13 protein-coding genes and 1 tRNA gene are annotated in these 11,961 nt (G+C 33.2%); 9 read left to right on the top strand and 5 right to left on the bottom strand.

The window, feature by feature from the left end:
- Nucleotides 1-130: 130 nt before the first annotated feature.
- The 4 genes from ABH968_RS27390 (at nt 131) to ABH968_RS27375 (ending at nt 3,621) form a co-directional block, all read left to right on the top strand.
- On the top strand, nt 131-1,087 hold the full coding sequence (locus tag ABH968_RS27390; RefSeq protein ID WP_370049131.1) for an HTH domain-containing protein: 957 nt from the start codon (nt 131-133) through the stop codon (nt 1,085-1,087).
- A gap of 2 nt (nt 1,088-1,089) precedes the next feature.
- Nucleotides 1,090-1,671, top strand: coding sequence for a MerR family transcriptional regulator (locus tag ABH968_RS27385; RefSeq protein WP_370049129.1), 582 nt, complete (start codon nt 1,090-1,092; stop codon nt 1,669-1,671).
- 1,294 nt (nt 1,672-2,965) lie between these two features.
- Complete coding sequence (locus tag ABH968_RS27380) at nt 2,966-3,127, top strand: YvrJ family protein (protein ID WP_370049128.1); 162 nt, start codon at nt 2,966-2,968, stop codon at nt 3,125-3,127.
- Between the two features lie 119 nt (nt 3,128-3,246).
- On the top strand, nt 3,247-3,621 hold the full coding sequence (locus tag ABH968_RS27375) for a DUF3238 domain-containing protein (protein WP_370049126.1): 375 nt from the start codon (nt 3,247-3,249) through the stop codon (nt 3,619-3,621).
- Between the two features lie 593 nt (nt 3,622-4,214).
- On the opposite strand, the gene ABH968_RS27370 is transcribed toward ABH968_RS27375, so the two are convergent.
- The 3 genes from ABH968_RS27370 to ABH968_RS27360 all read right to left on the bottom strand — a co-directional run bounded on the left by ABH968_RS27370 (nt 4,215) and on the right by ABH968_RS27360 (nt 5,905).
- The gene (locus ABH968_RS27370) at nt 4,215-4,466 is read right to left on the bottom strand and encodes a thioredoxin domain-containing protein (protein ID WP_370049124.1); all 252 of its coding nucleotides are present in this window, start codon (nt 4,464-4,466) and stop codon (nt 4,215-4,217) included.
- 160 nt (nt 4,467-4,626) lie between these two features.
- Complete coding sequence (locus ABH968_RS27365) at nt 4,627-4,956, bottom strand: hypothetical protein (RefSeq protein ID WP_370049123.1); 330 nt, start codon at nt 4,954-4,956, stop codon at nt 4,627-4,629.
- Between the two features lie 25 nt (nt 4,957-4,981).
- The gene (locus ABH968_RS27360; protein WP_370049121.1) at nt 4,982-5,905 is read right to left on the bottom strand and encodes a S8 family peptidase; all 924 of its coding nucleotides are present in this window, start codon (nt 5,903-5,905) and stop codon (nt 4,982-4,984) included.
- Between the two features lie 233 nt (nt 5,906-6,138).
- On the opposite strand from ABH968_RS27360, the gene ABH968_RS27355 reads away from it, so the two are divergent.
- A complete protein-coding gene (locus ABH968_RS27355) occupies nt 6,139-6,741 on the top strand; it encodes a sigma-70 family RNA polymerase sigma factor (RefSeq protein WP_370049119.1) in 603 nt (200 codons plus the stop codon).
- A complete protein-coding gene (locus ABH968_RS27350; RefSeq protein ID WP_370049117.1) occupies nt 6,728-6,940 on the top strand; it encodes a hypothetical protein in 213 nt (70 codons plus the stop codon). Before ABH968_RS27355 ends, ABH968_RS27350 begins: the two co-directional genes overlap by 14 nt.
- A gap of 343 nt (nt 6,941-7,283) precedes the next feature.
- Here ABH968_RS27350 and ABH968_RS27345 read toward each other — a convergent pair whose 3' ends face one another.
- Both ABH968_RS27345 and ABH968_RS27340 read right to left on the bottom strand, forming a co-directional pair.
- The gene (locus ABH968_RS27345; protein WP_370049115.1) at nt 7,284-7,991 is read right to left on the bottom strand and encodes a phospholipase A2 family protein; all 708 of its coding nucleotides are present in this window, start codon (nt 7,989-7,991) and stop codon (nt 7,284-7,286) included.
- Between the two features lie 529 nt (nt 7,992-8,520).
- Nucleotides 8,521-8,592: transfer RNA gene (locus ABH968_RS27340), tRNA-Cys, on the bottom strand.
- Between the two features lie 711 nt (nt 8,593-9,303).
- Between ABH968_RS27340 and ABH968_RS27330 the strand changes: the two genes are divergently transcribed.
- The 3 genes from ABH968_RS27330 (at nt 9,304) to ABH968_RS27320 (ending at nt 10,844) form a co-directional block, all read left to right on the top strand.
- Nucleotides 9,304-9,525: a helix-turn-helix transcriptional regulator gene (locus ABH968_RS27330; protein ID WP_370049112.1), complete on the top strand. Its 222-nt coding sequence runs from the start codon at nt 9,304-9,306 to the stop codon at nt 9,523-9,525.
- The gene (locus ABH968_RS27325; RefSeq protein ID WP_370049110.1) at nt 9,526-9,942 is read left to right on the top strand and encodes a hypothetical protein; all 417 of its coding nucleotides are present in this window, start codon (nt 9,526-9,528) and stop codon (nt 9,940-9,942) included.
- A gap of 77 nt (nt 9,943-10,019) precedes the next feature.
- Nucleotides 10,020-10,844: a hypothetical protein gene (locus tag ABH968_RS27320; protein WP_370049108.1), complete on the top strand. Its 825-nt coding sequence runs from the start codon at nt 10,020-10,022 to the stop codon at nt 10,842-10,844.
- Nucleotides 10,845-11,961: the final 1,117 nt, after the last annotated feature.

Below are 11,961 nucleotides of genomic sequence, written 5' to 3'. Positions count from 1 at the left end.
GAACTTAGACGTTATTTCAACCATAAAAAATGAATTATCGTAAATAGTCGCTAGATTTAGCGTCTTGCATCGTAATGAAATACGATTGCAGGGCGCTTTTTGTTTCCGCAAAAACTGGAGGCAAACGACTATGAAAACATTAACAGCAACAAATCAACGAGTACAATTTTACCTAACTTACACAACGGAGCGACCTTCTACGTCAGCCAAACGTAGCAGGCTTAATGCGCTGCGATCATCGTTAGAAGAAAGAAACATTATGCTAGACGAAGCCTTTCCGAATAAGCAGCGCGATGTCCTGGATCATATTCTTTACATCACGTCCGCAGCCGGAATCGCAAAAGTTGGTGCAGATAAATTAGCTGAGCGTTGTGGTGTGTCCGTAAGGACCGTTACGAGCGCTGTGAGGGCGTTGAAAGATTCCGGCGAGTATATTGTTGCTAGACTAATAAAGTCGCGTGGAGGCGCTGGAAAGTACATATTTGTTGATAAAAAACACGACAACTTCCGAGAGATTATGCGCGAGGTATTTTCGCTTTCCGACTACAAACTTGCTCAACTAAATGCTGAACAAATTGCCGAACAGAAAGAAGCACAATCCGTTGGCGCAGTAAGTGTTGAGAGTGAAAAACAAAGTCCTAACCTTAATATCTCTTTTATTTCTAAACAAGTAAAAGATAAGTATATAAGTGAGGTCGCTAATGCTGTTAAAGAGGAAATAGAAAAAGAACCGACACCAAGCCGAGAGTATGTATTAGAATATGCTTCTAATTCCTTTCAAATTGCTCTCTATGACGTCTTAAATGAAATGCCTTATCATAAGTCTATCAAAGCCGTAAGACACGTCCTAGCCTTGCGTATAGGCTCAGGTTGCGATGCTAAACGTTTCAGTAAAGCAAAAGACATCGTTCATTCTATTGCAATGCAACTCGCAGATGGTTATGTGTTTGAAAATATAGTAGCTACGTTCTCAGCTGCGTTAGAAAAAGCTGTACAATATGATGTAGTAGCGCCAATTCCTTCGGACAAGCGTCCGATAGAGACGCCGAAAGTTCCGTTTTATGACTGGCTAAAGGAGCGTGATTAAATGTGACAAACGATAATGATCGACTAGCAGCCAAAGAAGTAGCAAATATATTAGGTTTTACGACCACTAATCTGAAACATTATGCAGCATTGCTGGAGCAAAACGGACTGCAATTGTACCGTAACACTCGAAATCATCGCGAATATTCGCAAACAGACGTGAACATTTTACGCGCCATGCAGCACCTAAACAGAGAGAAATCAATGCCGTTAGAGGAAGCAGCTAGTTTCGTTATGTCATCGGATATTGATATAAGCGCTATTCTTGCGCCAAGAATAGCGCAAGTTGTCGCAACAACTGACGCGAATATCCCCGTAGTACAGCAAGACAGCGACAACGCTGAACGCGTACTGGCGCATCTTTCGGCGTTAATGGCAGACAATAAGTCGCTACGTGAGGAATTACATGTGCGCGATAAATTAGCGTTAGATTTTCAGTCAGATATTAGCGATAAAATGGAGCAGCAAGCGAAAGTAATAGCGGGACAGTCTGCAACGATTGAATCTATCCGCGCAGAATTAGAAAGTATCCGAAAGGTTGCCGAAGAAAAGCCGTCTGTGTGGTCGCGATTGTTCGGTAGATAGTGCATTTAACCGCACATAATATAAATTATACGCGGTTAAATGGTTTACTTTATAAGCTTTGAAAAATTGTATATAAATCTTTTATTTGATTTAGAAATCTATTATACTTAATAATAGATTTCTTTGTTGTTGCTGCCATACGGCGGCGACGGTGTATTGAACCAAGAAGAAGCCTTTGGGCTTAAATAATGTGTAGGGATAAGTGTGCCCTAAAATACATAATTGAGAGATAAGTAGGTCATTAAACCAGGAGTTTAATATGGCGTGCTTTTTTTTTGCGCTTAAAAATATAAAAAAGATGGTTAATTAAATCTAAATTCAAAGCAGCAACTTAAAAGTTAATGAATTGGGGTGATGGCACATGATATTACGGATAATTACAGATGTTGGATTTTGGTACATGCTGATTGGTTGTTTAGTTGGCTTCCTGATTAATTATAAAATCAAAATCGTAATTGAAAAAAGGTAGTAGTAGGACTGTTTGTTAGTAGATATTTCGTTGCTTCTTGAAATTAAAAATAAAATGTAGTTCATGCAGAACAATACACATATGAGTAAATTTGAAAACAAAGGTGAATGAGTAATGAACATAGATAAAAATGCAACTTATAATAAGCGTGCTTTTTGTTCTAAAAAAGTAAACTAGTTTAAATTAAAAGGGTAGAGTTAAATTCTTTGATTAATTTAATCAAAGTTCAAGTTAATTTTATGACGCACTGAGGGCGCTTTTAAGCGTCCTTTTTACTTTTAACTGTATGTATGCGCTACATCTGTTAGGTTCTTGTTCTATTTACCAACCAGCCATACCGAACGAACCGAAAACCTAAGATCAAATGCGTAAAAATGAAGCAAAAAAGATGCTCTTTAAGCATATAACATATCCCTTTTATTAGGGAATGTCGGTGCATGAAAAGTGCCAAGCACAACGTGCAGGATTAAGAGTGTGATACAGCACACTCTGAAAGTGCTTCGCACTTGGGTTGAGACGGAATACAGGGGGGGTTATTTTGTATACATAACAAAGTAGAACTATATGGAGAACGGAATGATAAGAATACTGCTTGAAAAAGGATGAAATTCTGTTGCAAGTGTAGCCATAATATTGGCCATTAAATTTCAGAGTGCCCATCTACGCACCTTCGAAGACTCGGTGTGTTTAATAGGCATAAAATCGGTTCCGAAAGGGCTGCGTGTAACCAAACATAAAATATCTTTTTGAACTGGTTGATTTTAAGCATCGCAAATGGCCTTTATAAATAACAATAGTTTAGTTTTTTTAGAAAGGAGTGTTCATATGACTGATTACACAAGCTTAATTAACTTAATAAGTAATGTTGGTTTTCCTATTGTTATAGCTATTTATTTACTTCATCGATTCGAACGAAAGTTAGATTCATTGGTTGAAAATATCCAAATTCTTTCTCAGGCAATAGAAAAGCAATATCAACAAAAATAGTGAGGAATTTAACATTTCTTCGGTCCTGAAATTAAACATAATGGCTATGTCATTTGTTATTTTTTTGGGGTAAAATAGAACAAGTATTCTTATTAGAAAATGCATTGGAGTTGGCTTTATTGATCCAAAATCGTTTATTACAAGCTTTTTTAACGGATGAAAAGATAAACAAATTCTATTTAAGTTATCTAGAACATCCTTCTGCTCAAAAAAAAGACATGATTGAAAAGTTGTTTCAAATTCATGTAAGAAAAATACAGTTATTAAGTTACTTTTCAAAGGTATTGCACTTCGAATCTCAAAAATACGATAAAAAGATTCGACATATAAACAGCGATGGTTTCCCTGCTTATGAAGTTTGGCGTCAAATTGACGGAGGTACTCCTAAGTTAGTATACTTCCACGACCCAATAGCAGAACATCAAACACCACTTTCATTAGGTTTTCCTATGGAATTTACAGGCATTAATAAGTGGGTAGGCTATAACGAATAATACTTGAAAACTCTTTAAAAGTTTTCAAGTTTCCAAATACCATCATATTTATAACTCTCCCTGAGTTTAAATAAAAAAGAGCTTCAACCATTAGGTTGAAGCTCTTTTATTTGCCCTTTCCTTTCAAGGGCAAGGGCAAGCTACGGATATGGCATGCCATATCCCAAAAACTCTGTTTTTGACTTGGTAGGAGATTCCTACGACCTGTACAACTATTTAGCTGTTATTTTTCAAAAATAAGTAGCTATAGTTGTTGTCGTTTTGCTCGATTTTATAAAAACAAAAGGGGCTAGCTTAAGCTAGCCAATAAACTGTTTTAAAAAACGTTTATGCAGGATTTTATGCTAATCGGCACACCCTTTTCTAAAAGTAATGTTGCAAACGTATGACGCAGTACATGGCAGCTAAATTGGATTCCGTGTTCTACGGTAAACTTTGCTGCATAACGCTGTAATGTTCGTTACTTCCACGGAACGCTGGTGAACTAGAGACATCTAAAGTTTTTAGGTAGTTCATCAAAATTTCAATCGAGTTTAAATTCAGAACAGGAATTAATCGATCGCTATCATATTTAGCTTGTGTATATTCCTTAATCACCTATATAATATATTTTCGAATTTTTGACGATTAAATCCTATAATTTCTTCTTGTTTCCTTGTTTCCTTATTTTCAATGATTGTGAATGGAACGGCTTTAATTCCACGTTCTATAAGTTTAATAGATACATCCGGATCTTTTGTATTTATAGGTATAAATGAGATATCCCTTTCTGTTAGCCATTTTATTAAATTTGTACAATGTACACAGTGATCACTATGAAATACAGTTATTGTTTTATTTATCAATTTTACAACTCCTTTATTTATTTTTAAAATATTAAGTGAAGGGACATGTTAATTAATAAACTCCGTAATAAGAATATTGAAAAAATATATTTCGCACCTTATAAGAGAGTTAATAATTTTGATATTCGTTGATTGAACTCGTTCATGAATAAAAGTGAATTTAGAGATTTAATTCATCGCAAACTAACTTGGTAATATAATTGGTATCTTTAAAAACACTACAGAATGATTGAGTTCCGAGATTAAGAAATTTTCGAGATAAGTAAGAACCCAATATATCAGCAGCCCAAATAATAATAGGGAAGATTAGCGTTTCAACATTTAACGCTTTTATTTCATTAGTATTCTCTTCTGCTACTTTATTTTTAATAGCATTTATAATTTCAAGTGATAAGCCATTTTCTTTTGCGTGCTCTTGGTTAAATAGTATTTCTCCATTTTCAATATAGAGAGAGTATTGAATGACTTCTAATTTTTCTTTTGGGTTCAAATGAAGTACCTCCTAGAGAATAACTCTATTTTAATTGAATAAAACCATTTCCAACCTGATTGATTGAGAAGTTTTCCAATGGAAGAGCATGTGACAATAAGTAATCATATACATACATAGGAATTAAATGTGGTTCAGATCGATTTACTATTTTTATAATAAGTGCAGCAGCACCAGCAACAAAAGGTGAAGCCATAGATGTTCCAGTTAATTCCACATAATCGTTATTTAAATGTGCAGATAAAATATTTTCACCAGGTCCAACGAAATCTAAATTTACATTTGTATTAGAAAATTTAGAAGGTGTTTGTGCTTCAGATATGGAGCCAACTTGAATTACTTCCTTGTAAAAACCAGGGTATGAAATTTCTATGGTATCAATGTTTCCATCTCCTTCATTACCAGCCGCAGATACTAATACAATTCCTTTTGAACGGGCGTATTTTATGGCCTTATGCAGTTCTTCATGTGCCTCCGTACCACCTAATGACATATTAATAATGTTTACCTTTTCTCCATTTGGTCCAATCCAATTAACTGCGTACATAATACCCTTTACTAAGCTCTCAAAGTTGCCTCTTCCTTTATGATTAATTACTTTCAAAATAAGTAGCTTACTTTTAGGTGCAACACCTATAATTCCTTTACCATTGTCAATGGCTGCTATTATTCCAGAAACGTGTGTTCCATGTCCCAGATAGTCTTTATATATTTTAGGGTCCCCGTCATCGTCATCTGTGAAATTATAACCACCAATAATATTTGGTTCTAAATTTGGGTGGTCCATTTGGACACCACTATCTAAAACAGCAACAATAGATCCTGAACCTTGGTCTGATTCTTCCCAAAGTTCTCTTGCTCTAATTTTATCTAAATTATCGGGAACAGTGCTTAGAACTTTGAACAACTTTACAATTTTAACAGGCTTTAAAATTATCTCTGTATTCATCAATTTTCATCTCCTCCTAATGTATTAAGTGATACAAGGAAGAAAAATTTAAATAGAAGAATTGTAATAATAAGCGCAGTGCGGTGGATTAAAAAGGATATTTTATTTAAATTTAGTAAACATCCCATTATTATACAGCGATGTACAAAAAAACTATAAATACCAAATTAGGTTTAAAATACTATTCTTCCCTTCACTTTAATTATTAGTATATTTAGAGGGGAGAGATTACATTGTCAATAAATACTACTAGTAAAGAAGTTGCTAATTTATTGAACAATAGTAAAGTTTTAGAAAATCCTGTAGTTAAAAGTTTTTTAGAAAACGAAGAACACTTTTCATTATTCGAGATTGCGATTTCGACTCCAACCCAGGAAAACAGAAATAAAGTAGAATTGATGTTTAAAAATCATTACGAAAAAATTAGAATAAACTCGTATTTTAAAAATTTAATTAGATTTTATTCTATTGATTTCGATAAAAGAATAAGAAAAATAAATAATCGCTTTGTCCTTTCTTTAGATAGGAAGATAGGAAAAGATGATTCCAAATCGGAAACTTTTAAAGAATTAATTGAAGATGAAAGTGAAATTAATTTTGGAACTGAAGATACCACATTACGTGATGAGATTAGTAATGAATTACTTTATCAAGCTTTAGAGATATTAACGGAATCTCAGTATAGAATTCTAGATTTAATCTACGTGAAAAACTTAACAAGGACTGAGATTGCAAAGCTAATGAATTCATCCCCGCAAAACATTTCTAATATTCACCAAAAGGCTGTTGCAAAATTAAAAGATCGTATAAGAGGTGGGAAAATTGAAAAAAGATGAAACTTGTAATGAGAATATCGAAAATGACTATTTAAAAATATACAAAAAACATATAAAACAGTCTCTTTCACAAACAGCATTACAAGAACGAGCTGATTTAGAACAGGAACTATACATAAAGATATTTCAAAAAATGAAAAGTCTAAATTTCAGAGAAGAAGCCCCTAGTTTTTGGGATTTCTTTACTAAGGATGATTAGATATCTTTGTTTGGATTAGAATACAAACAAAGATATGATTTTCATATAAAAAACACAAAAGTTTCTTTAGTTTGTAGAAAAAAGCATTCAGAATATACTCACTCTGAATGCTTTTTCTTTTTAATTTGTGAAAACATAAATAATTGTTATCTAAATTTTCTAAAAACAAAATTTCGCTGTCTTCATAATAACGTAAAATATGTAGTTTCTTCTGCAAATTATTATCACAAGGTATTTGATATCGTTATTCAATACTTGCAATTAAATTAGAAACAGACAACTAGATTTTTCGATATTTAATATCTGTTTTATTGTAGTTGAATTCTTCGTTAAAGATGATTTATTAGCAACCCTCATAAATCATTTTAGCATGAAATGCAGCAATTAATATACCTGCTCCATCAGCATTCGTTCCTTCAGCACAAGCAATTAAGACATTATCGCAAGTACAACGGGCTGGGTATTTTGAGTTTGCTGTATAACAATTATCGTGCCATTTACAGCAAGTATCTAAATCATTTATTGGAGTACCTGAACCGCAGCCTAGTCCACACCAATTATATTTTTTTCCACCTAAAGTGCAACAGGAACCACCCCATATACAGTCAAGTAAAGGTATAAACGCTTGGATTTCATTATTATCTTGTGGTACTTTGAAACCTTCTTCATCATATGCTCGGGCTACAGTATATCCTATTTCCCCATTTTCAAAAGTAGTTGTAAATACTCGTGGGGCACCCTCTTTTTCTCCAAGATGAATAGCTGCTACATTGAATTTCGAGTTACCATTCTTTGCTTTTGTTGAAATTACTCGGAGTTGTGCCTCATCGCTTAATTTTACATAAGTAGTTGTCTGTTCAATCATTGTTTCTTCTGAAGCAGCAACCTCCTCAAAATATTCAATATCAAATGCTTTAAAATCAAATGTTGATGAATCATTTACCTTTACAACATCTTTTAAGTGTGCAATAGCTTTTGTTACATCTGGATTATCTAAAATCGTAAAAGCATTCACTTTAATATCTGATTCTACTACTCTTCCCTGCATCATAAATCTCTCCTATTCTGTTTGAATATAAGCAAAGTCATTTTTTGTTAATACATAAACAAGTGAGATTAATTATGAAAGCATAAATCTAGTATTTGTATTTTATCGTTATATAGATGGGGTATCTGAAATCATCAAGTATTTTTCCGCTGTTGTGTTCTATAAAGTGCGTTTGATAGTGGGGGATTTTTTTCGACGCGTATTTCATAAGATTTTTTCAGATTCGCACTTAATTTACTTTTATAAAAATGTTAGACATATTCATTGCGGAAAAGAGAAATAAAATTTTTAGGTTTGTTCTTCTGAACAACATTGAAAAATCTTAACGTCATATACAGATTCAAGTGAGTTTTTAATTTTTTTTAGTTCCATGGAATATTCAATGCAGACATTTTGGTACAGTTCTTTTTGAGCCTTGTCGCAATGTTCAAGGCATTTAGATATTTTTAAAAGATCCGTTTTAATTTGATTATATTTTCTCAATTTATATTCAATATTATTCATACATTTCACCTCGAATATAGCGGTAGTAAGGTGGCACCCAGATTTGAACTGGGGATAAAGGTTTTGCAGACCTTGGCCTTAACCTCTTGGCTATGCCACCGTTATAAATATAAAAGTGAAGCTAAATTAAAAAACGAAATCGTAATATAAATTTCTTTATAACTTTCTTCAATACAATTTCTAATCTAAGCCCGTAATCAAAAAACACATATTCGCTATCAGTACCTACCTGGAACTATAAACGCATCAATCAAGGGGTACTTTCCTATGCTATACACCAAATTAACCATCGTCCCCGTGACATTACATCAAATTCAACTCCAGCGACTTTCAGTCCAAGCTAAACAATCAAAACTCCTACAGTTGAGATTTCCTTCTTTAATTGCGTAGATGAGCGCATTATCCAAACCATTATTAAGAAGTTCAACCATTGTTGAACCATCGAACCGTCGATGAAACATGATTTTACCAGCGTACAAAATATCTACATCATATGTGGGGAAACTGATATGCGAAAAGGGATTGATGGCTATGCCACATTTTTAAGATTTTTTGAACTAGATTCTTATAGCGATTCCACATTCTTATTTTCTGGCTGAAGTAAAAATCGCTATAAATATTTATCTTTTGATGTGGACGGCTTCGCCATGCTTAAGGCAATGGTTAAGTTTGTTTGTCTTTTGTACGTATTAACCATAAGAATTTTAAAAATTAAAAACAGGTCATTAATACCATTTTTTACTTTTTTTTGCTTGTATAGTATGCTGTACATCGTGGATATGATAATATACATAGTGTGAGGTGATGAGAGTTGAAAAAACCGATTGTTTATAACAATGTTAAAAAATTCAGATTATTTGTAGGTATGACACAACAAGAATTAGCAGACAAAGCATTTGTTCATCGACAAACTATAGTTTCAATAGAAAATAAAAGCTATGTACCTTCAATTGTTGTTGCTTATGCAATTAGCATTGTATTGGAAAAAGATATAAAAGAAGTTTTTTACATTGATAAAAGGGAGTGTTTCTAAGTGGGTTTAGTAAGAGGTCCAAAATTCCTAAAACTTTTGTTTAGTTTAATTTTTGTATTAGTTTTTACTTTTGTGGCATATGAGTATTTTACCAGTGGAGCAACTTTTAATGGGGTTATTTTTTCAATAGCAGTTATAGTAGCTTTCTACTTTTTAATTAAAGAAACCTTAATTACTGTTAAAAAGAAAAGTTTGTTAAAAAAAGAAGTGCTATTAGATAATTTTATTATTGAAAGATTAAAAACATCATTAAGTTTATCTTATCTTTACTTAATTATTCATTTAAGTATCTCTATTTTTGCGAATGATAATCTCGTTGCATTTAAAGATTCTGTAACCTTTGCATTATTTGTGAGCTTTAATATTTTTATGGTTACTCAAATTTTTCAAGCATTTTTTTATTATAGTAAAGAATAGGTTTACCAAAAACACCTTTACTCCACTTTATTATATGAGTTGAAAAAAACTCTAATAAATAATAAGGTGGTTTTTTTATGGGTAACATTGTTAAATTATCTACTTCTCAAAAGTCGGATGTTACAAAACGGATCGATGAACGTTTAAACGGTAAACTCGGTCTAAATTTGAAGTTAACTGACGAACTTAAAAGCTTTTCAAATGATCTTAATGCTGTTGAAGTAGACTTATCTTTTAAAGAGTCCGATGGTGAATTATTAGGGACTCAATACAATCAAACTGTTTTACAGAACGGTGAATTGATTGAGCTACAATATACAGAAGTGAAAGAAGTTTGGTTTTATCAACTTAATAAATTCGAAAACAAGAAGGAAGTTGTTGAACAGGAGTTAGAAAGGTTCAAAAACTCTAAGGATTATCATATTATATTAGACTTCCTTAAAGAGGGAGGATATGAACTAGCATCAGGTAGTCAGAAAGTGTTGAATGTAGAACAGTATTCATTTGATGAAAAATCACAAAAATCTACAAATAAGTTTATTCAAGCTTTATCTTTAGATATTACAGAAAATGATGAAATTGCTGGAGTATTGGTATTTGGCGAAAATGCTCTTATTAGGTTTAATGACGATGAGGATCCAGTTATTTTTAATGAGGGTACACCAGTTATTGTTCCATTGGGTGCCGGAGGTAAATGGAAGTCATGTATGGCCGATTGTATTGGCTGTGGTAGTTGGGAGTCATGTGTTTCTGGTTATTCGTGCTTAGGTGCTTGTGCAAGTTGCTTGAACCCAGTTTCTTGTGCTTTTTGTCTTATCTGTGCGGTAGCTAGTACTTCGTGCTTGTGGAAATGCCGAATGTGTGTCTCTAATTCTTCAAGACCAAATGAGTGTCCAGTATAATAATTCTTAAGTAAGGGGGATTGTCCCCATATATAAGACAGAGGTCAAAAAAGTATTTACCCAACCAGTTGTCGGTATTGTACCGGCGACTGGTTGTTTAGTTTTACTTATATTTGGATATAGTTATAATATTTTATATAGTCTTTGACAGTTTGTTCTACGATTTCCGTCGTAGTACTTCTAAGCTGTCGAAGTAGAGAAAGAAAGAGGTATCCAACTTACAAAAACATGTTGTAAACCTATCTATACCTTTTGGGAAACTACAGATGGAAAGAAACTCAAAACATCTAATTACACTTACCACTATGCAGTGTCAGGATTTAGATAATTCAAATCGCAAATCCCAACACTACCCCCTCTAACAAAGCACACACTCCTTATCTTGAGCGTTCTAAAATAGGGGGTCAAAACAAGCAAATCAACGTTACATTTTTATGCATTCGTAATCAATCGGACTGTTACAGTTACATAACGTAACCATGCGTAGATACTGCGTTTGAGAGCTGTGAATAAAATGGTGCATAACGATTACTTCCGGAGAAGTTGAAGAATGTTGATTTATCAACGTTTCGTTCGTTGTTTTAGTTTACATAAGATAGGTTATCAGAAGTTGAAACGGAATGTTTATGAATCAATATACAAAGCGAATCAAGAACATTGGCCTATGAGTAAAAAAAGATAGTCAAAAATAGCAACTATCTTAACAGATATTAAATGATAATGAGATGTCAGCGTAATCGAGACGTACGATTATACGATAAATGAAATTTCGATGCGTCTCACAGCAGCTCACGGATGGTTTTATATGAAAATATTTCTTGCGTTTAATCGTTTGATAGTTTATCGTTGTTGCTAACGAAATAAGCCCGGAAAAAGCAAAAAGAGTTACCCGCGTGAATGTAGTCGGATTGCCGTCCTTCTACACTCGCTTACAATCGTGACCTCACCACGATGCAAACTTGCGAATAACTCGTTTTTTATGTTTTGAACGATATTTAATATATCTATACGTCATTTTATAAGAACTTAGACGTTATTTCAACCATAAAAAATGAATTATCGTAAATAGTCGCTAGATTTAGCGTCTTGCATCGTAATGAAATACGATTGCAGGGCG

Source organism: Lysinibacillus sp. RC79 (assembly GCF_041262405.1).
Lineage (GTDB): Bacteria > Bacillota > Bacilli > Bacillales_A > Planococcaceae > Lysinibacillus.
The sequence above is the reverse complement of the archived record's forward strand: the minus strand, read 5'-3'. Positions and strand labels throughout refer to the sequence as shown.